Source organism: Streptomyces sp. NPDC020747 (genome assembly GCF_044334695.1).
In the GTDB taxonomy this organism is placed as follows: domain Bacteria; phylum Actinomycetota; class Actinomycetes; order Streptomycetales; family Streptomycetaceae; genus Streptomyces.
The window spans coordinates 733,512-757,108 of sequence record NZ_JBIRTJ010000002.1 but is presented as its reverse complement, the minus strand read 5'-3'; the positions used below and the strand labels follow the sequence as shown (position 1 = coordinate 757,108).

General features: G+C 71.4%; 19 protein-coding genes and 1 pseudogene. 8 read left to right on the top strand and 12 right to left on the bottom strand.

Annotation, left to right across the window (positions count from 1 at the left end):
• Window positions 1-53 precede the first annotated feature (53 nt).
• The 4 genes from ACH4YP_RS08470 to ACH4YP_RS08455 form a co-directional block, all read right to left on the bottom strand.
• Window positions 54-2,543, bottom strand: coding sequence for a beta-galactosidase (locus ACH4YP_RS08470; RefSeq protein ID WP_398489912.1), 2,490 nt, complete (start codon window positions 2,541-2,543; stop codon window positions 54-56).
• Window positions 2,543-4,309 carry a beta-galactosidase gene (locus ACH4YP_RS08465; RefSeq protein WP_398489911.1) on the bottom strand — a complete coding sequence of 589 codons (1,767 nt, stop codon included), beginning with the start codon at window positions 4,307-4,309 and terminating at the stop codon, window positions 2,543-2,545. Before ACH4YP_RS08465 ends, ACH4YP_RS08470 begins: the two co-directional genes overlap by 1 nt.
• Window positions 4,310-4,382: 73 nt before the next feature.
• Window positions 4,383-5,612, bottom strand: a complete 1,230-nt coding sequence (locus ACH4YP_RS08460; protein ID WP_398490046.1) for an MFS transporter — start codon at window positions 5,610-5,612, stop codon at window positions 4,383-4,385.
• Between the two features lie 262 nt (window positions 5,613-5,874).
• On the bottom strand, window positions 5,875-6,258 hold the full coding sequence (locus ACH4YP_RS08455; protein ID WP_398489910.1) for a hypothetical protein: 384 nt from the start codon (window positions 6,256-6,258) through the stop codon (window positions 5,875-5,877).
• Between the two features lie 208 nt (window positions 6,259-6,466).
• Between ACH4YP_RS08455 and ACH4YP_RS08450 the strand changes: the two genes are divergently transcribed.
• Window positions 6,467-7,720 carry a cytochrome P450 gene (locus ACH4YP_RS08450; RefSeq protein ID WP_398489909.1) on the top strand — a complete coding sequence of 418 codons (1,254 nt, stop codon included), beginning with the start codon at window positions 6,467-6,469 and terminating at the stop codon, window positions 7,718-7,720.
• Between the two features lie 488 nt (window positions 7,721-8,208).
• Here the strand turns inward: ACH4YP_RS08450 and ACH4YP_RS08445 are convergent, their stop codons facing one another.
• The 5 genes from ACH4YP_RS08445 to ACH4YP_RS08425 form a co-directional block, all read right to left on the bottom strand.
• Window positions 8,209-9,537 (bottom strand): cytochrome P450, encoded by a 1,329-nt coding sequence (locus tag ACH4YP_RS08445; RefSeq protein WP_398490045.1) that lies wholly within the window; start codon window positions 9,535-9,537, stop codon window positions 8,209-8,211.
• Window positions 9,538-9,599: 62 nt separating this feature from the next.
• Window positions 9,600-10,268 carry an ATP/GTP-binding protein gene (locus ACH4YP_RS08440; protein ID WP_361055107.1) on the bottom strand — a complete coding sequence of 223 codons (669 nt, stop codon included), beginning with the start codon at window positions 10,266-10,268 and terminating at the stop codon, window positions 9,600-9,602.
• Window positions 10,246-10,605: a DUF742 domain-containing protein gene (locus ACH4YP_RS08435; protein ID WP_361055104.1), complete on the bottom strand. Its 360-nt coding sequence runs from the start codon at window positions 10,603-10,605 to the stop codon at window positions 10,246-10,248. Before ACH4YP_RS08435 ends, ACH4YP_RS08440 begins: the two co-directional genes overlap by 23 nt.
• Complete coding sequence (locus ACH4YP_RS08430; protein ID WP_361055101.1) at window positions 10,602-11,018, bottom strand: roadblock/LC7 domain-containing protein; 417 nt, start codon at window positions 11,016-11,018, stop codon at window positions 10,602-10,604. Before ACH4YP_RS08430 ends, ACH4YP_RS08435 begins: the two co-directional genes overlap by 4 nt.
• On the bottom strand, window positions 11,015-12,478 hold the full coding sequence (locus ACH4YP_RS08425) for an ATP-binding protein (RefSeq protein ID WP_398489907.1): 1,464 nt from the start codon (window positions 12,476-12,478) through the stop codon (window positions 11,015-11,017). The genes ACH4YP_RS08430 and ACH4YP_RS08425 overlap by 4 nt, the downstream gene beginning before the upstream one ends.
• A gap of 398 nt (window positions 12,479-12,876) precedes the next feature.
• Here ACH4YP_RS08425 and ACH4YP_RS08420 point away from each other — a divergent pair, with 398 nt between their 5' ends.
• On the top strand, window positions 12,877-13,833 hold the full coding sequence (locus ACH4YP_RS08420) for a helix-turn-helix domain-containing protein (RefSeq protein ID WP_361055095.1): 957 nt from the start codon (window positions 12,877-12,879) through the stop codon (window positions 13,831-13,833).
• Between the two features lie 626 nt (window positions 13,834-14,459).
• On the opposite strand, the gene ACH4YP_RS08415 is transcribed toward ACH4YP_RS08420, so the two are convergent.
• On the bottom strand, window positions 14,460-15,464 hold the full coding sequence (locus ACH4YP_RS08415) for a Ku protein (protein ID WP_398489906.1): 1,005 nt from the start codon (window positions 15,462-15,464) through the stop codon (window positions 14,460-14,462).
• 71 nt (window positions 15,465-15,535) lie between these two features.
• On the opposite strand from ACH4YP_RS08415, the gene ligD reads away from it, so the two are divergent.
• On the top strand, window positions 15,536-16,417 hold the full coding sequence (ligD, locus tag ACH4YP_RS08410) for a non-homologous end-joining DNA ligase (protein ID WP_398489905.1): 882 nt from the start codon (window positions 15,536-15,538) through the stop codon (window positions 16,415-16,417).
• A 65-nt stretch (window positions 16,418-16,482) separates the two neighbouring features.
• Window positions 16,483-17,784: a vanadium-dependent haloperoxidase gene (locus ACH4YP_RS08405; RefSeq protein WP_361055086.1), complete on the top strand. Its 1,302-nt coding sequence runs from the start codon at window positions 16,483-16,485 to the stop codon at window positions 17,782-17,784.
• Window positions 17,785-17,856: 72 nt separating this feature from the next.
• Here ACH4YP_RS08405 and ACH4YP_RS08400 read toward each other — a convergent pair whose 3' ends face one another.
• Window positions 17,857-18,660: a nuclease-related domain-containing protein gene (locus ACH4YP_RS08400; RefSeq protein ID WP_361055082.1), complete on the bottom strand. Its 804-nt coding sequence runs from the start codon at window positions 18,658-18,660 to the stop codon at window positions 17,857-17,859.
• A 90-nt stretch (window positions 18,661-18,750) separates the two neighbouring features.
• Between ACH4YP_RS08400 and ACH4YP_RS08395 the strand changes: the two genes are divergently transcribed.
• Window positions 18,751-19,257 (top strand): protein phosphatase, encoded by a 507-nt coding sequence (locus ACH4YP_RS08395; protein WP_398489903.1) that lies wholly within the window; start codon window positions 18,751-18,753, stop codon window positions 19,255-19,257.
• Between the two features lie 189 nt (window positions 19,258-19,446).
• Here ACH4YP_RS08395 and ACH4YP_RS08390 read toward each other — a convergent pair whose 3' ends face one another.
• The gene (locus tag ACH4YP_RS08390; protein WP_398489901.1) at window positions 19,447-20,667 is read right to left on the bottom strand and encodes an RNA-guided endonuclease InsQ/TnpB family protein; all 1,221 of its coding nucleotides are present in this window, start codon (window positions 20,665-20,667) and stop codon (window positions 19,447-19,449) included.
• 310 nt (window positions 20,668-20,977) lie between these two features.
• Between ACH4YP_RS08390 and ACH4YP_RS08385 the strand changes: the two are divergent.
• The 3 genes and pseudogenes from ACH4YP_RS08385 to ACH4YP_RS08375 all read left to right on the top strand — a co-directional run.
• Window positions 20,978-21,505 (top strand): annotated as a pseudogene (locus ACH4YP_RS08385) (sensor histidine kinase); the annotation flags it as partial.
• Window positions 21,506-21,696: 191 nt separating this feature from the next.
• Window positions 21,697-22,059 (top strand): SH3 domain-containing protein, encoded by a 363-nt coding sequence (locus ACH4YP_RS08380; protein ID WP_361055073.1) that lies wholly within the window; start codon window positions 21,697-21,699, stop codon window positions 22,057-22,059.
• 102 nt (window positions 22,060-22,161) lie between these two features.
• Window positions 22,162-23,580 (top strand): FtsW/RodA/SpoVE family cell cycle protein, encoded by a 1,419-nt coding sequence (locus ACH4YP_RS08375; protein WP_398489900.1) that lies wholly within the window; start codon window positions 22,162-22,164, stop codon window positions 23,578-23,580.
• Window positions 23,581-23,597: the final 17 nt, after the last annotated feature.

Here is a 23,597-nt window from a genome sequence, read left to right as displayed (position 1 = left end):
CACAGGATAGGCCGCCGGGAGGGAGAGGGCCCCGGCGGCCGGGCCCCGGGGGCTCAGCCCGCCCGCATCGCCCAGGTGCGGCCCGTCACCCACTCGACGCGCCCGATCCTCGCCGCCGCCGTTCCCCCGTCTCCGTTCGTCCACGCCTCCACCGCTCCTTCCCCGTCTCCGCCCGCCTCCGCCGCCACGTACACCCGGGCGTCCGCGTGCCGGGGCAGCACCCGCAGCCGCAGGCCCTCCTCGCGAAGGGCGTCCGCGGGGAGCCGGTCCAGGGCGATGTCCCAGACGCGCCCCGAGGCGAACTGGTCGGCCACGAGCGTGTCCCCCACGTACGCCCGCGCCACGTCTCCGGTCCAGTGGACGCGCAGGAGGGTGCCCGGGACCGGAAGGCCGTCCGGTACGGCAACGGCGTACTCGGCCGCCGCCGCGGTGTCGAAGTACTTGTCCGCAGGCGCGCTCGCCCGGCCCAGCACGCCCGTCACCGGCTCGGGCGCCGGTCCCGTGGCGGCCCGGACCAGGGTGGCCGTCCCGTCCACAACGGCGTGACTGCCGCCGCCCTGCACGGTGTAGCGCGTGAGCAACCCGCCCGCCGACTCCCGAACGACCGCCCCGGTCACGCCAGTTGACGGCGACACTCCGCTCGACCCCGTCGCAGCCGTCACCACCGGCGCCCGCTCCGGCGCCGGCAGCATCGCGAACGACGGTTCCCCGGCCCGTCGGCTGTGCACCCGCAGCTCGCCCCGGCCGTCTCCGGCGTGCTCGTCGAAGACGACACCGTCGGCGCAGAGCACCAGCCGTTCCACTCCCCACGCGACACCCCGGTAGGCGGTCCGCGCGGTCGCCGCGTCCAGCACCAGCAGGCCGACCTGGTCGCCGTCCGTCGTGACGACCTCGACGAGGGCGTCGGTGCCGGGCCGCAGTCCGGTGATCAGGACGCGGCCGCCGACGGAGGAGACCTGCCGCGTCGGCGCGTAGACCGACCTCAACGTGCTGCTGTCCAGGGCGAGTTCGGGGGCGATCCCGTCGACCGCGGCCAGCACCAGGACCGTACGGCCGTCCGCGTCGACCGTGCAGACGGGCTGGGCGGTGGCCCAGTCGAGCCGCAGTCCGGCCACGTCGAGCCGTAACGGCCAGCAGAAATAAGCACCTTGAGGGACCGTCACCGGTGTGCTGGGAAATGTCAGTTCACCGGCGTCCGGGAACTCCACCGTGAACGACGTGTCCGGATGGTCCGGCAGCGGCTCGTGCGGCTGATGGTTGTTGACGAAGAGGAACCCGGACCGCCCGTCCGCGCGGACCGTCCACCGGAGCGTCTCCCGGTCGTACTGCCCGGCCGGCCGCCGCTCGGGAAGCACGGACTCCATGGGCGCGATCAGCTGACCGAAGTCGGCCAACAGCAGGTGCTGGAGCCGCAGTTCGTCGTACGTGGGCCGGTACTGGCCGTACTCCCCCAGCGGGGCCTGGAAGTCGTAGGTGAGGACCGGGAGGTCGTTGGGGTAGCCGGTGGCGTGGGACTCCTGAAGGGTCGTCAGCTCGCCCGGCGGGTTCGTACCGCCGTGGAACATGTAGTAGCCCTGCCACACCGAACCGCAGCCGATCTTCGTGAGGCCGAGGGCGCCGATGTCCGCGGCCCCGACACGCGGTCTGCGGTGGTACGCCACCGCCATTCCGCCGCCCAACTCGCAGGTGGCCCAAGGGAATCGGTCCGTGGGTGCCGGATCACCGCCGCGTACGACGGTCGGTCGCAGATCGGCGCCGATGCCCTCGTCGTCGCGCTGGTGGGTGAAGAAGAAGTGCTTGCGGCAGGTGTCGGGCCAGCCGCCGTCCGCCTCCGTCCAGAAGGTCTCGGGGTAGCCGCCGTACAGCGGAAGCAGTTCGTCGGGCGGGAGTTGGACCCCGCCCCACGCCGTCGCCGTCCAGAGCGGGGCGCTCAGCCCGGCCTCCTGAGCCATGCGCTTGAGCGTCAGCAGGTGGCCGGGTCGGTCGTAGAGCTCGTTCTCGATCTGGATCGCGACGATCGGCCCGCCGTGCGCGCGGTCGAGCCCGCGCAACTGCCCGGCGATCGCCTCGAACCAGGTGCGTACGGGGGCCAGATAGGCCGGATCGTCCGTGCGCGGGGTGCAGGCTCGGCCCAGGAGCCAGTCGGGGAGGCCGCCGTTGCGGACCTCCGCGTGGGACCAGGGACCGATCCGCGGGATGAAGTCCAGGCCGTGGCGGCGACAGAGTTCGGCGAACCGCCGCAGATCCCTGTCCCCGTCGAAGCGGATGCGGCCCTCGGTCTCCTCGTGGTGGATCCAGATGACGTAGCTCGCGACGGCGGTCACCCCGCCCGCCTTCATCTTCAGGAGTTCCTCCTCCCACTCCCGGGCCGGGTAGCGGGTGTAGTGGAACTCGCCGGAGACCGGGAACCAGGGGCGGCCCCCGCGGGTGAGGTACCGGCTGGTGACCTCGATCGGGTCGGGGACGCCGAGGGCGTCGGTGAAGGGAAGATGGCCGGTCAGCGGGGGTGCGGCGGGCGCGGGAACACGCGAGTGGTGGCGCATCAGGGCTTCACCGGGCCGAGGTCGGGCGTGTCGGTGAGCAGCGCGCTCGGGGCGGTCGTGGCCTGGAGCTCCAGCAGGACCAGTTCGTTGGTGCCGCGGCGCAGTACGGGCGCCGGGACGTACAGCGTGCGCTGCGGGCCGCGGTTCCAGTAGCGGCCGAGGTGGAAGCCGTTGACCCAGGCCTGGCCCTTGGTCCAGCCGGGCAGGGCGAGGAACGTGTCGGCGGGCGCGCGGACCTCGAAGGTGCCGTGGTGGAAGGCGGGACCGGCGTCCGCGGGCGCCTCTGACGCGGGGCCGAAGGGCACGGAGCGCAGGTTGTCGAGTGCGAGCGGATGACAGTCCCAGCCCTGCAGCGCCGTGCCCTTGAAGGTGACCGGGCCCAGCAGCCCCTTCGCCGCACCGATGCGCGGGCCGTAGTTGACGCCGCCCATGTTCTCCACGAACACGTCGAGCGAGGCACCGGCCCGCGGAACGCGCACGGGCAGGGCCTCCTCGTGGCGTTCACGTTCCAGTACGCCGACGGGGGCGCCGTCCACGAACACCTGGGCGCGGTCGCCGACACCGCCCGAGAAGTGCAGCAGTCCGTCGCCGTCGACCGGGACCGTGGTGCGGTAGAGGACGTAACCCGACCGCAGGCCCAGCTCCTCGGCGGTGACCGGGTCGGCGTCGACGCGTACCGGCTTGGCCAGCGCGGTCGCGTGCGGCAGCAGCGGGGCGCGTCGGTCCAACTCCACGGTGGTGAGCGGGAGTTTGCGGGACGGCGCCGGGACCGGCTCGTCGGGGACGGGGGCGTGGCGGGCGATCACCTCGCGGAAGGCGTGGTACTTGGGGCCGGGGTCGCCGGACTCGGTGAGGGCGGCGTCGTAGTCGTACGACGTCACGATCGGCTCGTACGCGTGGTCGTGGTTCGCGCCGTTGGTGAAGGCGAAGTTGGTGCCGCCGTGGAACATGTAGATGTTGACGGAGGCGCCCGCCGAGAGCAGCCGGTCCAGGTCGGCGGCGGCGTCACCGGCGTCCCGCACATGGTGCGGCTCGCCCCAGTGGTCGAACCAGCCGATCCAGAACTCCGCGCACATCAGGGGCTCTTCGGGCCGGTGGGCCCGCAACTGCTCCAGGGAGGGCGCGATTCTGCTGCCGAAGGTGCCGGTGCTGAGGACACCGGGCAGGCTGCCTGCCGCCAGGTGCTCGGGGTTGGCCTGGTCGCAGGTGAAGAGGAGTTCGTCGATGCCGCGCGAGCGCAGGGACCGGGCGAGGTGTTCGAGATACGCGGTGTCGTCGCCGTACGCCCCGTACTCGTTCTCCACCTGTACGGCGATCACCGGGCCGCCGTTCGCGGCCAGTTGGGGCACGATCGGGGGCAGCAGCAGGTCGAGATAGCGGTCCAGCGCGTCCGTGAAGCGGGGGTCGCTGGAGCGCAGCCGGATGTCGGGGTCGGTCGTCAGCCAGGAGGGCAGGCCGCCGCCGTCCCACTCGGCGCAGATGTACGGGCCGGGGCGCAGCAGGACGTGCAGTCCCTCGGAGCGGGCGAGGCGCAGATAGCGCGGCAGGTCGAGGAAGCCGTCCAGGACGAGGGTGCCGGGCTCCGGCTGGTGGAGGTTCCACGGCACGTACGTCTCCACCGTGTTGAGGCCCATCAGACGGGCCTTGCGGAGCCGGTCGGTCCACCGGTCCGGGTGGATGCGGAAGTAGTGCATCGCGCCGGAGATGATGCGGAACGGCTCGCCGTGGAGGAGGAAACCGTCGGACGACGTCGTCAGAGCGGACATACGGGAACTTCCTTTCGGTTCAACGGAGTTCGGGCGGGGTCCCGGTCGGCCCGGGCGGGGACGGGAGTGCTCTTCAGCGGACGCCGGCATCGGCGTCGGTACTGGCATCGACGTCGGCACTGGCGCTGGCGTCGACATCGGTACTGGCGTCGGCATCGGCATCGGCGGTTCGCGTCGCGCGGATCAGCCACACCGTGGCGGCCAGGCACAGTGCCGAGACGGCGCACAGCAGGAGGGGCACCGCGCGGACGCCGGACCACTCGATGGCCTTGCCGAGCGCGGGTCCGGCCGCGACTCCGCCGACCATGGACGCGGCGATGACCACCGCTCCGGCCCTGCGGGCCCGCGGGGCGGCCCTGTTGAGCCAGGGCAGCCCGGTGGGGAAGATCGGCGCGATGAACAGCCCGACACCGGCGTACGCGTAGGGGGCGAGCCCCGGTACGGCGGCCAGCAGCAGGCAGACCGTCATGCCGGCGCACGAGACGGTGACGATGGTCTGGGCCGAGTAGCGGAGCGCGATCGGTGCCACGAGGAAACGGCCGACGGTCATCATCAGCCAGTACACGGAGGTGGCGGTGGCGGCGACCCCGGCGCCGTAACCGACGGTCTCCAGATGGGTGGGCTCCCAGCCGCCGACGCCCGCCTCGATGCCCACGTGCAGGACGTAGAGGGTGACGAAGACGGCGAGCACTGACCCGAGGCTGCGGCCGAGCACCTGCCCGCCACGGCCGGCCTCCGTACCGCCGCCGGCGGGGTGCGGCACATGGTCGCGTACGCCCTTGAGGCAGAGCAGCAGCGGCAGGTTGGCGGCGGCGAAGACGAGGAAGACCGCCGGATAGTGCTCGGAGCCGACCAGGCCGATCAGGGCCGGGCCGAGGATCGCGCCGATGCCGAAGTGCGCGTTGAGGATGTTGAGCATGGCGGTCGAGCGATGGCCGAACCCGACGGCGAACAGCTGGTTCAGCCCGTAGTCGATGCCGCCGAAGCCGAGCCCGGCGAGCAGGGCCGCGGCCAGGGCCAGCGGCCAGTTCGGCGCCAGCGCGAAGCCGGCCGCACCGACGCCCATCAGCAGATACGAGGCGCCGAGGATCTGCCGGTTGCCGAACCGCCCGTACAGCCGGTCGAAGAGGAGGACCCCCGCGACCCCGCCGACGAAGTGGGCGCTCAGGCCGAGCCCGGCCGCCGAGGGTGAGAGCCCGAACTCCTCGCGGAAGGCGGGGATCGCGGGACCGTACAGGGCCTGGAGCGCACCGATGAGGACGAAGCCGACGCAGGAGGCGACGACGGCCGCCCGGCTGAACACGGGCTTTTCCGGGGCCACTTGGGCATGCTTCGGGACGCTCGCGACCGGTTGGGCGGTCGTCGGGCCTGTCACGTGGTCACTCACGCGGGACTCCAGTGGACGGCCCACGCTCCCGTGGGCGACAAGCCGGCCGGACGCCGGCGGCAGCGCTGCGAGAACCATGATGTTACCGGTAACACTAAGCCGTCAAGATCCCGCGGCAGAGCGGTGCGGGTGAAGTCACGGCCCGGCCGGGAGTCCGGCCGGGGACGCCCGAAGTCGGTCAGGACAGGGTGGCGCGCAGGGCGGCGTGCAGGCCGGCCGGGTCCGTCCAGTGCCGGGTCCGGGTCGGCGGCACCCGCCAGTGCAGACCGGGGGCGTACGTACGATGCCGCGGCGGGATGGCCACATGCGAGCCAGGGCCGAGGATCTGGACCGGAGGAAGGTCCCAGTCGGCGGCCTCGCCGGGCGGGACGAGCCAGTAGAGGATGCCGCTGCCGCCGTAGCCGTCCTCGATGACGGCTCCCGTGCGCGGGCCGAGGTGTTCGAGGATGCTCAGGCCGGTGGCGAGGGGAACCCGCACCGCGTCCCACCACTCGCCGGCCGGGAGCGTCCGCACGTCCGGTCCGAGGGGCCGCAGCCACCTGGGGGCATCGCTGCTCGGCATGGTTCGGCGCCCACCGCCTCTCGCCAGGGGAACCCGACCCTAGGGCGGACCCGATTCACCGACTTGCCGGTACGCGTAGGGAACTTGTCGACATGCGCAGCACGTCCCACGTGCTCTCGTTCGGGAACCGTACGGCCGCGTAACGTCACTCGCCGTATTGGGTTCGAGCGGTTCGCGTTTCAGATGTTTCAGATACTGGGAGGCTCCCATGTCAGAGCAGGGCTCCATCGTCATCGACCCGTCCGGTCGCGACATCCACGGCGAGGCGACACGGATACGCGAGAGCGGTCCGGTGACCCGGGTCGAACTCCCCGGCGGTGTGGAGGCCTGGGCGGTCAGTAGTACGGACCTGCTCAAGAAACTGCTCACCGATCCACGGGTGTCGAAGGACCCGCGGCAGCACTGGCCGGTGTGGATCAACGGGGAGATCTCCCCGGAGTGGCCGCTGTTCACCTGGGTCGCCGTGCAGAACATGTTCACGGCGTACGGCGGAGAGCACAAACGCCTGCGGACCCTGGTGTCGAAGGCGTTCACCGCCCGCCGGACGGCCGCGCTCCAGCCGCGTATCGAGGAGATCACCAAGACCCTGCTCGGCCGTATCGACGAGGCCGGGCGGCGGAGCGAGGTCGTCGACCTGCGCGAGGAGTTCTGCTATCCGCTGCCGATCCAGGTGATCAGCGAGCTGTTCGGACTGCCCGAGGAGAAGGGCACGGAGTTGCGGGCCGTCGTGGACGGCATCTTCAACACCGCCGCCACCCCGGAGGAGGTCACGGACATCTACACGCGGCTGTACGCGGCCCTCGGCGAACTCGTCGCCGCCAAGCGGGAGTCGCCCGGCGACGACCTCACCTCCGCGCTCATCGCCGCGCGCGACGACGAGGGCGACACGCGGCTGAGCGAGCAGGAGCTGCTCGACACGCTGGTGTTGATGATCAGCGCGGGGCACGAGACCACGGTCAACCTCATCGACAACGCGATTCACGCGCTGCTGACTCACCCCGAACAGCTCGCGCACGTCCGGGCGGGGCGTGCCACCTGGGACGACGTGATCGAGGAGACCCTGCGGGTGCAGGCGCCGGTGGCCAGCCTGCCGTTGCGGTACGCGGTGGAGGACCTGGCGATCGGTGAACTGGGCGGGCCCGAAGGGGTGGTGATCGGCAAGGGTGACGCGATCCTCGCCGCGTACGCCGCCGCGGGGCGCAACCCCGAGGACCACGGGGCGGACGCCGACCGCTTCGACGTCACCCGCCTGGGCAAGGAGCACCTTGCCTTCGGCCATGGCGTCCACTTCTGCCTCGGCGCGCCGCTGGGCCGCTTGGAGGCCCGCATCGCGCTCCCTGCCCTCTTCGAGCGCTTCCCCGACCTCGGACTCGCCGTTCCCGAGGAGGAGTTGAGTCCGGTGGCGTCCTTCATCTCCAACGGCCACCGGTACCTGCCGGTAAGGCTCAACGGGAACGGCTGACGCTCCGGTCGGGGGCCGGTCGCGCCGTTCCCCGCGCCCCTGGAAACCGGTGGCCGGGGGCGGTTCGCAGCGTGCGGGTCGGTCTGTGTTGCCCGCGCCGTTCCCCGCGCCCCTAAAAAGCCAAAGGTCGGTTCGCAGTGTGCGGGTCGGTCTGTGTTGCTCGCGCCGTTCCCCGCGCCCCTAAAGAGCCGAAGGTTGGTTCGCAGTGTGCGGGTTGGTCTGTGTTGGCCGCGCCGTTCCCCGCGCCCCTTACGGGGCGCGGCGGATGGTGCAGTGGGCCGGCGGGGACGTGGCGGGATGTGTGTCCGCAGCGTACGAGGAGGCCGGTGGGCAGTTACCGGGCGGCAACCGCGCCTTACGTCACCGGCTGCGGACGCACGTCCCGTCGCGGCCCCGCACCCCGCAGAACAGCCGCACCCCCAACCACCCAGGGGCGCGGGGAACTGCGCAATCCTTCACCCGACCCAGCCACCACACAGCCGCACCCGCTACTCCCCGCGCCACCACGCCCGCAGCCGCCCCCACGCCCCCCGCGGACGACCGTCCGCGGCGACCGGCGCCTCCGCGTGCCCGCCGTCGGCGAACGCGGGCAGCGCAGGCCGCCGCCCACCCTCCCGACCGGCGACCGCCGACGCAGCCGCGGCCTCCCCGCTGACCGGCGCCACAGGAAACCGCACCGGCAGCGAGGCCAACGCCCGGTGGAACGGCCCGGGACGCCACTCCAACTCCCCCACCGGCACCGCGAGTTCCACGTCCGGCAACCGGTCGAGCAGCTTCTCGACCGCCACCGCGGCGATCAACCGCGCCGGGCTCTGCGCCGGGCAGTTGTGCGGACCGGCGCTCCACGCCAAGTGGGCGCGATTCCCCGCCCGCTGATCGTTCGTCAGCGCGGGATCCGTGTTCGCGGCGGCGAGGCTGATGACGACCGGATCACCGGCCCGCAGCACCGTCCCCTCGTACATGACGTCCCGAATCGGATAGTGCACCGCGTAGTTGGCCATCGGCGGATCGGTCCACAGGACCTCGTCGAGCGCGTCCTCGACCGGCAGGCTGCCACCGCCCAGGCTGCCCGCGAACCGGTCGTCGGAGAGCAGCAGCCGCAGCCCGTTGGAGATCAGGTTCTGCTGGGGCTCGGTGCCCGCGCCCATGAGGACGACGAGTTCGTGGATCATCTCCTCGTCGGTGAGGGCGGCCGGGTGGGCCATCAACCAGGACGTCATGTCCTGCCCCGGCCGCGCCCGCTTGAGCGCGATGAGGTCGAGCAGGGTCATGGTGAGCAGCTCGTTGGCCTTCTCCGCGTCCACGCCGTCGAAGATCCCGGACATGCCCTCGACGAGCCGCTCACCGAGGTCGGGCGGGCATCCGAAGAGCCGGTTGAAGACGAGCAGCGGCAGCACCTGCGCGTACTCGCCGAGCAGGTCGGCCTCGCCGCGCGGCGCGATCAGGTCGATCAGCGTGTCGGCGCTGCGCTCGACGTAGCCGCGCAGGGTGTTGGGCTCGACGCGGGCCAGGCTGTCGGTGATGGCGCCGCGGAGCCTGCGGTGCTCCTCGCCGTCGGTGAACAGCGCGTTCGGCCGGTACATCATCATCGGCACGACCGGGCTGTCCGGCGCGACGATGCCCTCGGCCAGGTCGCGCCAGCGGCGGGGGTCCTTGGAGAACGTCTCGGGGCTGCGCAGGACGTGCAGCGCGGCCTCGTATCCGGTGACGAGGGTGGCGCGGACGCCGGGCGCGAGTTCGACGGGCGCGGTGTTGCCGTGCGCCCGCAGCTTGCCGTACGTGGCGGCCGGGTCGGCGGCGAACTCGGGGCCGTACATGGGGTGGTGGAAGGGGCAGCCCTCAGGTGGCGCGGAGACGGGGCCGGGGGCTTCGGGGGAGGTCACGCGTGCTCCAGTTCACTGTCGCCGGCGCTGCCGGCAGTGCCGGCACGGTCGTCGGCGCTGCCGGCATTGCGGGTGAGGAGGTACTCGACGAGGGCGATCAGCGCGTGCGTGGAGGAGATCCGGTCGCGGGCGTCGCACCGTACGAGGGGTGTTTCGGGGAGCAGGTCGAGGGCCTCGCGGACCTCCTCCAGGTCGTGCTCGGCGTAGGCGTCGTCGAAGTCGTTGAGGGCGACGGCGTACGGCAGGCCCAGGTCCTCCAGGACGCCCATGACGTCGAAGGACTGGCCGAGGCGGCGCGTGTCGGCGAGGACGAGCGCGCCGAGGGCGCCGCGGGTCATGTCCTGCCACAGCTCGGTGAAGCGCTGCTGTCCCGGGGTGCCGAAGAGGTACAGCACGAGGGAGTCGTTGAGGGTGAGGCGGCCGAAGTCGAGGGCGACGGTGGTGGTCGTCTTGTCCTTCGTGCCCGCGAGGTCGTCGACGAGCGCGCCGGCCTGGGTCATGACCTCCTCCGTGCGCAGCGGCCGGATCTCGGACAGCGCGCCGACGAAGGTGGTCTTACCGACCGCGAAGTGCCCCACGATCAGGATCTTGACGGCGGTCTGCACACCGCTCGGCAGATAGACGCCCCCGGCGGGGCTGTCTTCAGAGGCGGGCGCGGAGCCCATCGAGGACCTCCTGGAGGATGCGGGTCTCGGACGGCCGGGCGGCCGGGATGGGGGCGCGGGTGACGACGTGGCCGCTGTCCATGAGGTCGGCGATCAGCACCTTGGTGACGCTGACCGGCAGCGCCAGATGTCCGGCCACCTCGGCGACCGACAGCGCGCCGGGCCGGCACAGCTCCATCAACGCCCGCTTCTCCGGGCTCAGTCCGGTCAGCGGCAGATCGTCGGCGGCGATCAGCAGTGTGACCAGGTCCAGGGTGTTGCGGGTCGGGTGGGAGCGGCCGTCAGTGACGACGTACGGCCGCACCAGCTTCCCTCCGGGGCGCCTGGGCGGTGTCATGCCGGGCTGCCGGCGTCCCGACGCGCCGGGCTGGTCAGTTCCTTGCCGAGCCGGTCGACGAGCTTGTGCATGCGGTACGTGACGGCCTCCATGTCCACGTGCTCGGTGGTGGACACCGCGAGGTAGGCGCCCTCGCCGGCGGCCACGAGGAAGACGTAGCCGTGCGCGAACTCGATCAGGGTCTGCCGCCAGGGCGTGTGCGGGGTGCCGCAGAACTCGGCGGTGCTGCGGCTGATCGACTGGACGCCGGAGAGCCCCGCGGCGAGCCGTTCGGCGTCGTCCCTGCCGATGTCCGCGGAGTGGGCGCGGAGCATGCCGTCGGCCGAGAGCAGGATCGCGTGACGCGCTTCGGGGACCCTCAGGACCTCATCGAGCATCCAGCCCAACTCGTTCTTCGTGGTGGGCTCGATCATCCTTGGATGTTCCCTTCGTCTTCTTGGGGGGTGGTGTCCTGGGCCGCCCGGCCGTGGAGCGTGCCGCGGGCGAAGGCGCCCATGCGGCGGGCCGTCTCCTCGGCCGAGCGGTCGCCGGGATCGTCCAGGGGCGCGGGCGGCTCCTGCGTTCCGGCGGCGGGCTCCGCCTGCGCCTGGGCCCGCCGGCGGCGCTTGGGCAGTCCGCCGGCCGTGGTCGCCGTGGCGGCCGCGGCCGCCGTCTCGGCGGGCAACGGCCGCCCCGCGGACCGGCCGGGCACCGGCTCGTCGGCGGAGGGGGAGTCGGAGGACGACGCGGGCGCGGAGGCGTCGGCGGACGCGGGCGTACGGCCGGGTTCGGTGGTACGGGCGGACTCGGTCGTACGGGCCGACGGGGCCGGCGTACGGGAGGAGGAGGCGCGGGCGGGCGGTGCGGTCACGGGCGGCAGCTCCTCCGCGGTGTCCCGGTGCGTGAGCAGGGCGGACGGCACGAACACGACGGCACGGACGCCTCCGTACGGGGAGCGGGTGTCGGCGGAGACGCTGAACCCGTAACGCGCGGCGAGCACGCCGATGACGGCGAAGCCGAACTGGGGCGGGTCGTCGAGCCGGGTGACGTCCACCGCGTGGCGTCCGGACAGCAGGGAGGCGGCCCGCTCGGTCGCGTGGGCGTCCATGCCGACACCCGCGTCGTCGATGATCACGCAGGCGCCGTTGTGCACGGACTGGACGTTGACCTCGACCCTGGTGTTGGGCTGCGAGTGGCGGGCCGCGTTGTCGAGCAGCTCGGCGATGGTGAGCACGACCGGCTCGACGGCCCGGCTCTCGACGGCGATGTCGGCCTGGCCGTGGATCTGTACGCGCCGGTAGTCGCGGATGCGGGAGGTGGCACCGCGGACGACCTCGATCAGCGCGGAGGTGGAGCGCTGACGGCCCGGCCAGGATCCGCAAAGTACGGCGATGGCCTGGGCGCGGCGGCCGAACTGGGCGTTGGCGTGGTCGATTTCGAGCAGGTCGCGCAGCACGTCGGGCCGGTCGTGGCGGTCCTGCATGTCGGAGATGGCGACCTGCTGCTCGTTGGCCAGCGCCTGGATCGAGCGCATCGACGACTTCAGGGCGGCCTTCGCGGACTGGTCGGCGCGGGACTGGGCGTGCTCCACGGCGGTGGCGAACCGCTCCAGGACGTGGTCGAGGGACTTCGCGAAGCCGCTGCCGGAGAGTCTGGCGTCGAGCAGGCCCACACCGGCGAGCGGCTGCTGGGTGCCGTGGTCCTCCAGGGCGGGCAGGCGTACGACGACCAGGTGCCGCACCTCGTCCTCCCGGGTGCGCACGTCCTCGGCCAGCTCATTGGTGCGTCGGCGCAGCCGCGCGGTGATGCCGCGCTGGCGCACCAGCAGCACGGTGACGGCGAGCAGGCCGACGGCCACGCACCAGAACACCGCCTCCGGTATCTGTTCCTTCATGAAGTCCTCGAAGTTCTCAAAGGCGGGGAGGTTGGAGGGTGGTGATTGAGGGGTGGGTGGGGTGAGTGAGACGAGTGGGGTGGGTGTGGCGGGTGTAAGGGATGAGGGGCGTGGGGAGATGGGGGACGCGGCGCTTGACGGTAGTCGCGAGCGGGCGCACGCACTTTTCCGCGCGCGCAAGGAAGTTGCTGTGAGACGCACCGTCGTGCGCGGGGCGCACGGGAGAGGGCTTCGCGCGCCGGTCGCGTGTGTGGGTCGTCTGCCAGCCGGTTGTCGTGCTCGGACCACCTGAACGGAATGTGTGCACTACGCTTACGAGCCGTAACTGCCATGGCCAGAAATCCGGTTGATCAGGCATGTCGGCTGCGGCCGGGCACACTCTGGGCGGAGGAAGCGCATTGCCCGCGGGAACCTACATCGTGGAGTCGCAGACGACCGGTGAGGTGGATCCGCGTGAGCGGACCGACTTCTGGAGCGAGCATGTCGGGACGTACCAGACCCGGATGGACTTCAGATACGCGAGCCCCGAGACGTTCCGCGGCGAGATGACCCGGCAGGGCACCGACACGTACCAGATCGTCGACTGGAGCTGCGACAAGATCGAGTACGTCCGTACGCCTCGGCTCGTGCGGCAGGAGCCCGATCCCGACTACCGGTTCCTGCTCCCGCTCTCCGGGGAGCTGGTCCTGCGGCAGGACGACCAGGAGGCGCGGCTCGCGCCCGGGGCGGGGAGTCTGATGACGCTGGGGGCGCCGTTCCAGTTGCTCCACGACGCGTCGTTGCGGGGGATCATCTTCTCGATACCGGCCCGCGAGATCGAGGGGCCGCTCAACCGGAAGTCGCCCCTGGCGACCGGTATCGATCTGACGACCGGGCTGGGGCGGGTCGTCGGCTCCATGATCCAGGGGCTGTCCGGGGAGCGGGACAGCCTGACGACCACCGAGTTCAACGCCGTGTCCGACCGGATCGTCGAACTGCTGTGCATGATCGCCGTCGGGGACGACCGGCCCGACTCGTCCGGGCATCTGACGGAGGTCGAGGCGGTGGTCCGGCGTCATGTGCGGGAGCACGCGGCGGATCCCGGGCTCACCGGGACGTCGATGGCGCGGGCGCTCGGGTGGTCGTTGCGGCAGATCCAGCTGGCGTTGCAGCGGGTGGGGACCACGCCGCGGGAGTTGATCCGTGAGGAGCGGTTGCGGCTTGTGCGGGATCGGCTCCAGTGCGGGGAGTGTGAGCACATGACGATCACGGATCTGGCGTATGCGTCGGGGTTCTCGTCGGCGAGTGCGTTGAGCACGGCGTTCAAGCAGCGGTTCGGGGTTAGTCCGCGGGAGATGCGGCACGGGGTGCGTTGAGGGGTGTTGTTCGTCTGCGGGTGCGGTGGTGTTGTGGCTGGGTCGGGTGAAGGATTGCGCAGTTCCCCGCGCCCCTGGGTGGTTGGGGGGTGCGGCTGTTCTGCGGGGTGCGGGGCCGCGACGGGACGTGCGTCCGCAGCCGGTGACGTAAGGCGCGGTTGCCGCCCGGTAACCGCCCACCGGCCTCCTCGTACGCTGCGGACACACATCCCGCCACGTCCCCGCCGGCCCACTGCACCATCCGCCGCGCCCCGTAAGGGGCGCGGGGAACGGCGCGAGCAACACAGACCAACCCGCACACTGCGAACCGACCTTCGGCTTTTTAGGGGCGCGGGGAACGGCGCGGACAACACAGACCAACCCACACGCTGCGAACCGACCCTGGCCACCGGTCTTCAGGGGCGCGGGGAACGGCGCGGACAACACAGACCAACCCACACGCTGCGAACCGACCCTGGCCACCGGTCTTCAGGGGCGCGGGGAACGGCGCGGACAACACAGACCAACCCACACGCTGCGAACCGACCCTGGCCACCGGTCTTCAGGGGCGCGGGGAACGGCGCGACCAGCCACAGTGGGCCCGCACTCGCCACACCGTCCCCATCCCCCACCCACCCCGCCGGCCGTCAGGCCGACGCTCGTTTTCGTGGGGGTGACTTCTTGGCCGGGGTCTTTTTGGCGGTGGCTGTTTTCTTGGTGGGGTCGGCTGTCGTCTTCTTTGTTGCCGCTGTTTTCTTGGCGGCAGTCTTCTTGGCTGTCGACTTCTTGCCGGACGCCGGCTTGGGGGAGGCCTTGCGGGCGGGACCCTTGCGGAGGGGCTTGACGTCGGCGGCGGAGTCGTCGGCGTCCTCGCCGCGGGCCACCTTGGCCTGGCGGACGCTGCTTTCCAGGGCCGCCATGAGGTCGATGACCTTGCCGCCGCCCTTCTCGCCGGAGGGCGCGGCCGGCATCTTCTCGCCGGAGGCCTTCGCGGCGATGAGTTCCTCGACGGCCTCGCGATAGTCGTCGTGGAGGTCGTTGAGGTCGACCTCGCCAAGCGTGTCCATCAGCGCGTCCGCGAGATCGAGTTCCTTGTCCCGGACGGTCACGCTGGAGTCGGGGGCGACGCTCTCGGGCGTACGGATCTCGTCCGGCCAGAGCAGCCCGTGCATCGCGATGACGTCGTCGACGACCCGCAGCATCCCGAGCCGCTCCCGCCCGCGCAGGGCGAACTTCGCGATGGCGACCTTCTGGCTGCGCTTCAGCGCCTCCCGCAGCAACGTGTACGGCTTGGCCGCCGGCACCCCGTTCGCCGCCAGGTAGTACGCCGTGTCCATCTGGAGCGGATCGATCCGGTCGGCCGGCACGAAGGCCACGATCTCGATCGTCCTCGCGGTCGGGATGGGCAGGGACGCCAGGTCCTCGTCCGTGATCGGGATCATCGACCCGTCCGCGTCCTCGTACGCCTTGCCGATCTCCGGCGCCGACACCTCGCGCTCCTCCAGCTCGCACACCTTGCGGTAGCGAATGCGGCCGCCGTCCTCCAGATGGATCTGGCGGAAGGAGATGGAGTGGCTCTCGGTGGCGTTCACGAGCTTGATCGGGATGCTGACCAGGCCGAAGGAGATGGCGCCGTTCCATATGGATCGCACGTGCAGCACCTTTCCGATCGGTTGAGTACGAGATGTGACGTTTCAGGATGAAATCGTGGGATTGTCATCCTATGACGCCGATCACGGAGGTGGAGGGGCGAAGGCTCTCGCTGAGCAATCTGGAGAAGGTCCTCCATCCGGCGACCGGATTCACCAAGGGCGAGCTGCTGCACTACTACGCGACGACCGCCGAGGTCCTGCTGCCCCACCTCCGCGACCGGCCGCTGTCCTTCCTGCGCTACCCGGACGGACCCGACGGCCAGGTGTTCTTCGCCAAGAACGTGCCTCCTGGTACGCCCGAGTGGGTCACCACCGCCGAGGTGCCGCGGTCGGAGGGGCCGGCCCGCATGGTGCTGGTCCAGGACCTCGCGAGCCTCGTGTGGGCGGCGAACCTCGTCACCGAGTTCCATACGCCGCAGTGGCTGATCGACGCCCCGGGCGAGGCCGACCGGCTCGTCTTCGACCTCGACCCCGGGGCTCCCGCGACCGTCGTCGAGTGCTGCGAGGTCGCGCTGTGGCTGCGGGAGCGGCTGGCGGAGGACGGCATCGAGGCGTACGCCAAGACGTCGGGGTCGAAGGGGCTGCATCTGCTGGCGGCGCTGCGTCCGACGCCCTCCGGCCGGGCGGCGGAGTACGCCAAGGAGCTCGCGACGGAGGCGGAGAAGGCGCTCCCGCGGCTCGTCGTGCACCGGATGACGCGCAGCCTGCGGCCCGGCAAGGTCTTCGTCGACTGGAGCCAGAACGCGGCGCGGAAGACGACCGCGACCCCCTACACCCTGCGGGCCCGGGCGGAGCCCACGGTGTCGGCGCCGGTGACGTGGGCCGAGGTCGAGGAGTGCCGGTCAGCCCGCCGGCTCACCTTCCTGGCCCCGGACATCGCACCGCGGTTGCGGGACCACGGCGACCTGCTGGCCCCGCTGTTCGATCCGGAGCGCGCCGGCGCACTCCCCTGAGCGCGGCGGACCAAGGGGGGGGCGCACACCGAAGACCAGGGGGGACCTCACAACAAAGGAGCACCATGCAAGCACCACCGCCCTCCCGTACCGTCCGCCGCTCACTCGTCGTCGGGCTGACGGCTCTCGCCCTCGGCGCCCTGCCCTGGGCACCCGCGGCCGCCACGGCCTCCCCGGACCGGGTCTCGACGCGCGTGCCGGGCGCCGAGGTGATCACCGACTGGAGCGAGACCGCCGCCGCCGTGGTGAGCGTGGACGCCGGGCGCCCGACGGCCGAACCGTTCCTCTGGTACGGCTTCGTCTCGGCCGCCGTCTACAACGCGGTCGTCGGCATCGAGGGCCGCTACACCCCGTACAAGTGGCATGCACACGGTCCCCGCGGCGCCTCCTCCGAGGCGGCCGCGGCGGCTGCCGCCCGCCGGGTCCTGCTGACGTACTTCCCCGCCTCGAAGGCCCGGATCGACACCGCCTACACCGCGTCGCTCGCGAGGGTCCCCGACGGAAAGGCCGAGGACCGGGGCGTCCGCTTCGGGGAACGCGCCGCCGCGCGGATCGTCGAGCTGCGTGAGAACGACGGGCGCGACAACCCGTTGACGTACGACAAGGAGCCCGCCCCCGGCGTCTGGCGCCCGACCCCGCCCGGCTTCAGGCCCTTCGCGAACCCGTGGCTCGGGAAGCTGCGGCCGATGCTCTTCGACTCACCGGACCGGTTCATGCCCGGGCCGCCGCCCGCGCTGACGTCGAAGAGGTACGCCCGGGACTTCGCCGAGGTGAAGTCGATGGGCGCGAGGAACAGCCCGGGGCGGACCGCCCGGCAGACGGAGACCGCGCGCTTCTTCTCCGACCCCCTGCCGCAGCAGCTCCAGGCCGCCTACCGCGACCACACGGCACGCCACGGACTGGACATCGTCGAGGCGGCCCGGTTGTTCGCCGCCGCCAACACGGCCAGTGCCGACGCGACGATCACCACGTGGAACTCCAAGTTCACCCACGCCCTGTGGCGTCCGATCACCGCGATCCGGCTGGCCGACACCGACGGCAACCCCGCCACCGAGGCCGACCCGTCCTGGGAGTCGCTGCTCACCACACCCCCGTACCCGGAGTACATGGGCGGCCACTGCGCCAACGACGGGGCCGTCATGGCCGTACTGGACCGGCTGACCGGCGGTGACATCGACCTCCGCGTCTCATCGGCGGTGACGGGCACCACCCGTACGTACACGAGATCGGCCGACTACAACCGTGATGTGATCAACGCCCGGATCTGGAGCGGAATCCACTTCCGCACCGCCGACGTCGTCGGCAACCGGATCGGCCGGCACATCGGCAACTGGGCACTCGACCACCACTTCGCGCCGCTGCACTGATCACGTGCTTCGACCCGCCGTGCCGAACGCGTGCCTCGATTCGCCTCGTTCGTCACGCCGGTCGCCCGGTCCTCACACCCGCGTCCACGTGTGCCGGTCGCGGGCCACCGCGTGCAGTGCCTCGACGTCCGCCGGTTTGAGGGTTCCGCCGAGGCGGGTCAGCGTCGGGAGGTCCGTGTCCGTCAGGACGCGGGCCTCCCGCAGGGGGGCGGTGATATCGAGGGAGGAGGGAGCGAAGACGGCCAGGACCGGGTGGACCTCCGCGGTCAGGGCGTACGAGGCGCGGGCGGCGTCGGCGCGTACCGCGCGAAGCAGTGGGCGCGGCTCGCGGCGGCCCACCGTGACCATCGGGTCGGCCACCAGGACCCGATGCTTGCGGGCGTGGAGGGCGCGTACGGCGAAGAGGCCGCCGGGACCGATGACGAGATGGTGGATGCGGTCGCCGCCGGGGAGCGGGACCGAGTGCAGAGTGTGCCAGCCCGCCCCGTCCAGGCGGTCCAGGGCCTCCCCCACCGCCTGCTCCGCCATGAGCGCGCGCCGGCGTGGATCGGGGCGCATCCGGCGCGGGGCGGCCGGGTCCCGGTCGAGGGCGATCTGGAGTGCCTCGCCGGGCCGGTTCGGCGCGAGGTCGTCGTCCGGGTGGAGGGACAGCCGCGCGAGCTCCGCGGGTGTGGGCACGGGTGGCGGGCCCACCGTCACCTCACCGGTCAGGAACGGCCCGAGCACATCGAGCACGTCCTCGCGCCGGTCCTCGCTGAGCAGGTTGACCCTGGCCGCCTCCCTGTCGTACCAGGCGACGTTCCTGCCGTCCGTGAAACAGACGTACAGCCGCTCCTGGCCGTGGCGCCAGGTCGGTATGACGCGCAGTCCGCTCATGCACCATCACCCCACGACCATGGGAACAGGCGGGGTGCTCCAGGGGCAAGAAGCCGGTTACCTTTGGGACCAGTGGAGGGGGAGGCGCCGTTGCGGGATCGCGGGAAGCAATCCGATGCGCCGGCCCCGGACAGTCCGTGGAGCGAGATCGTGCCGGGCCTGTGGATGGGCGGGCACGAGTACACGGGCCGGACGGGACAACCGGAGTTCGCTGTCGTACGAGACGAGTTCGACCTGGTCCTGACCCTGCTGCGACTACCCGGCCACGGCCCCGACCCGGGCGTGGAACACCATGTGTGGCCGATTCCCGACGGGCCGCTGGACGGCACCCAACTGGCCGGTGTGATGCGGCTCGCGCGGACCGCGGACGAGGCGCGGGACGCCGGCCGGCGCGTCCTGGTCCGCTGCTACCACGGCTACAACCGCTCGGGCCTGGTCGTCGCCCACGCCCTGATCGGCGCGGGCAGCACCCCCGAGGACGCGATCCGCCTGATCCGCTCACGCCGTTCCCCGTGGGCGCTGCACAACGAGTTGTTCGTGGACTACCTGCACACCGGGCTCGACACGGCCCGACTCCTCGAAGAGCTCGCCGAGTAGCTTGTTCCCACCGGCGACCGGTGCACAAAAAGGAATTCCGTACGAATAGGGTGTACGAGCGACGGTAATCGGCCATGGCCGGTGATCGCCGCACTACCCCGGTCCACGCCGGTCTCGCACCGGGCGAGCGGCCCTGACGCAGGAGCGCATTGAATCCTCCCCTCCCTGAACGGGGAGGGGATTCCTGGCTCAGGCTGCCTCCTGGAGCAGCGCTCCAGGAGGTCTTGCGCCATCAGCGCCAGCCGGGTTGAGACCAGCCCGGACGAGCATGACGCCTGCGGAGTTCTTGTCCCGTGGGGACACGGCTCCGCACGCGGTGCAGGTGTAGGTACGTTCACCCAGCGGCAGGCGATGCTTGGCTCTCGCATCACACTGCGCGCAGTCCATCGTGGTGTGCGCGGGATGTACCAGGCGGATGTCCCGCCCGTGCTTGCGGCCCATCTCGATCAGAGCGGCCTTGGTGGCGCCGATGGCGGCGTCAGCGGCCTTGCGGGCCATCGTGCTCTTGGCGAGGAACTTCGGACGGAAATCCTCGACCGCGATCGCGTCATGGTCACGGACCACCTTCTTGGCCCACTTACGGCCGGTGTCCTCACGCTGCCTCGCGACCTTCTTATACGCCCTCGCCCGCAGCCTCTTCGCCTCGCGGTAGCCCTTCGATCCGGGCCGGCCCTTCTTCGGCCTGCGGCGGGCCATCATCCGGTCGTACCGGGTCAGCTTCGCCTTCGCCTTCCTGCCGTGCCCGGCATGGGGGAGGTCGTGCGCGTCGGACGTGGTGGTCGCGGTCTCCCTCACACCCCAGTCGACACCAAGTGCGCGGCCGGTCTCCGGCAGGGGCTGGACCTGGACGGGGACGACGAACGAGCAGTACCAGTGCCCGAGGCTGTCCTGGTACACGCGCACCGAGGACGGTTCGGCCAGCAGTTCCCGCGACCACACCACCGCCACCGAGATGCCCCCGGCCAGGTGCAGGCGGCCGTCCTTCAAGCGGAACCCGCGCTTGGTGTAGTTGAGGGTCGGCAGCGCCTCGCGCCTGGATTTCCACTTCGGCATCTGGGCCCGGCGCGGCATGGGCAGGTGCTCGCGGATGTCCTTGTGCGCCTTGCCACGTGAGCGGCCGAAGTCGCGGACGACCTGCTGCTGGACAACCGACGAGCCCTCACGCAGCCACGGCGCACGGGCACGCGCCTCGGTCAGCATCCTGTCAAGCTGCGCCGGGCCGCACGTCTGGTTCTCCCCGGTGGACTTGTTGTGCTGGTGTACGGCCCTGGATTTGGCGACGCATTCGTTCCACAGCCACCTGCATCGGTCCCACTCCGCCACCAGCGCGGTACGGGCGGTCGACGACACACGCAGCCGGTACGTGTAACGGGCCTGCCCGGCCTCCGCAGCCACCCCCACCTGCACCATCTCGCCCCCCTCACGGCCCCGGCCGGGACACCGTTCCATCCCTAACCCTCCGCAGGACCATACGTACGACAGCCGCACAAACGCGCCCCGATCCCCCACCCGCCACCCCCACCAGCGACCACAGGCACACGCGTTCGCATCCTCTCGGCGAAGGCCGACAGCGGCACGGGCGCTCCGCGCCCTGAACCGGATACGGCGACACTCCCCGCCGCGACACCCGGATGCGTTTTCTCCCCGGCCTGAACGCCAGGGCCTCCTCGCAAGAAAACAGGTGATCCCCAACCGTCCCGCGGGCTTCCGCCACCTCGCGCACGCGGCAGCCGAGCTGCTGCCGCCCGGCCGTCCGACCGAGCTGGTCCGCGACCGGGTCGCCGCGCTGCGCACGCTCACCGAGGACCTGTTGGAGATCTCCCGGCTCGACACGCGCAGCGAGCGGCTGGACGTGGACGCGGTGCGGCTCGCGGAAGTGGCCGAGCGGGTGGTCCGGGCGTCCGGCACGGACACGGAGGTCCTGGTCGTACGGGACGTGGTCGTGGAGACCGACCGGCGGCGTCTGGAGCGGGTGTTGGGCAATCTCGTCGCCAACGCGCACAAGCACGGGCGGGCGCCGGTGTCGCTGACGGTCGACGGGCCGCTCGTCACCGTGCGGGACCACGGGGACGGCTTTCCGGCGTATCTCGTCGAGCACGGGCCGCAGCGGTTCCGCACGGAGGGCGGCGCCAAGGGGCACGGGCTGGGGCTGACCATCGCGCTGGGGCAGGCGGGGGTGTTGGGGGCACGGCTGGGGTTCACGAACGCGGCGGACGGTGGGGCTGTCGCCACCCTGACGTTGCGCTGAGCCCCGGGGCGACCGAGTTCGGGAGCGCGGACGGTGTGGCCGCTGCGAGTGTGTTGTGGCTGGTCGCGCCCCTCGCGGGGCTCGGGCTGAGCGGTTGCTTGTCTCTGATGGCCCAGCGTGGCGGGCGCACCACGCAGAGCGCTCATAATGTGGCGATTAGTCAGCTCTGCCCCCTTCTGGAGGAGCCAGCAATGTCACTGCGTACCGCTCTCACCCGTATAGGCATAGCCGCCGCCGGCGGCGCCCTCGTCGTCGGAGCCGCCAGTCCCGCTCTCGCGAACGACGACTGGGGCCACCACGACAACGGCAGTCACCACAAGCTCTACAAGGGCGTCGTCACCGCGCCCGGCGGACTGAACCTCCGCGACAGGCCGACCCGCGGCAGCGCCATCGTCGGCTTCGTCGGCCACGGCCAGAAGGTCTCCATCTTCTGCAAGACGAGCGGCGAGAACGTCCAGGGCAACCACCTCTGGTACCTCCTCGCGGACGGCACCTGGGCCTGGGCGACGGCCCGCTTCATCGACAACATCGGTCCGGCGCCCCGCTGGTGCTGAGCGCCCGGCGCCCCTGACCGGGCGGCCGAGGCGCACCACCCAAGAAGCCCGTTTGACACTCTATAGCGGGACATGTACCGTTTCGCTTGCTACGTTCCGGACATGCTCTCGCCCGGAACGACAGCGCAGGCGGACCCGCCGGCTCCCGTCGTCCCCCTCCCCCGGCGCCGTGGCATCGAGTTCACCCTCATCGTCGTGGCCGTCCTGCTCTCCGTATACGGCTACTGCGACGTCGGTATCGCCCGGACCGGGTCGGTCCCGCCCGGCGCCGTCGGCTACGGCGCCGGGCTCGGCGTACTCGCGCTCCTCGCGCATCTCGCGGTACGCCTGCGGGCCCCGGACGCCGATCCGCTGCTGCTGCCGATCGGCGTCCTGCTCAACGGACTGGGCCTGGTGCTCATCTACCGGCTCGACCTGGAGACCCCGGACGATCCGGCGGCCCCGACACAGCTCGTCTGGTCGACGCTGGGCATGGGCCTGTTCATCGCGGTCGTGGTGCTGCTGCGCGACCACCGGGTGCTCCAGCGCTACACGTACGTGTCCGTCGTGAGCGCCCTCGTCCTGCTCGTCCTGCCGATCTTCTTCCCCGCCGTGAACGGCGCCCGGATCTGGGTCAGGATCGCCGGATTCTCCATCCAGCCGGGCGAGTTCGCGAAGGTACTGCTGGCCGTGTTCTTCGCCGGCTACCTCGCGGCGAACCGCAACGCCCTCGCGTACACCGGCCGTCGTATCTGGCGGCTCCAACTGCCCACCGGGCGCGTCCTCGGCCCGATCCTCGCGGTCTGGCTGCTGAGCGTCGGGGTGCTGGTCCTGGAGCGGGACCTCGGCACCTCGCTGCTCTTCTTCGGCCTGTTCGTGATCCTGCTGTACGTCGCCACGGGCCGCACCGGCTGGATCGCGGTGGGCCTGCTGCTCGCGGCGTGCGGGGCAGTCGCCGTCGGCTGGCTCGAACCGCATGTGCACAGCCGGGTCGAGGACTGGCTGCACCCGTTCGCGTCGATCGAGGCGGGCCTGGGACCGAACCAACTCGCCCAGTCGCTCTTCTCGTTCGCCGCAGGCGGGATGCTCGGCACCGGGCTGGGCCTCGGCCACTCCGTCCTCATCGGCTTCGCCGCCAAGTCGGACTTCATCCTGGCCACGGCCGGCGAGGAACTGGGCCTGGCCGGCCTCTCCGCGATCTTCCTGCTGTACGGGCTGCTGGTCGAGCGCGGCTACCGGGCGAGCCTCGCCCTGCGCGACCCCTTCGGCCGGCTGCTCGCGATCGGACTCGCCTCGATCGTCGCCCTCCAGGTCTTCGTGATCGCGGGCGGCGTGACGGGGCTGATCCCGCTGACCGGCATGGCGATGCCCTTCCTGGCGCAGGGCGGTTCGTCGGTCGTCACCAACTGGATCATCGTGGCCCTGCTGATGCGCCTCAGCGACTCGGCACGCGGCCGGTCCGGGACGGCGAAGGCCGAAGGAACCGAAAGAGCCGAAAAGGCCGAAAGGGCCGAAAGGGCCGACGGAGGGGTCACGTCATGACCGGGAACGGCCGCCCC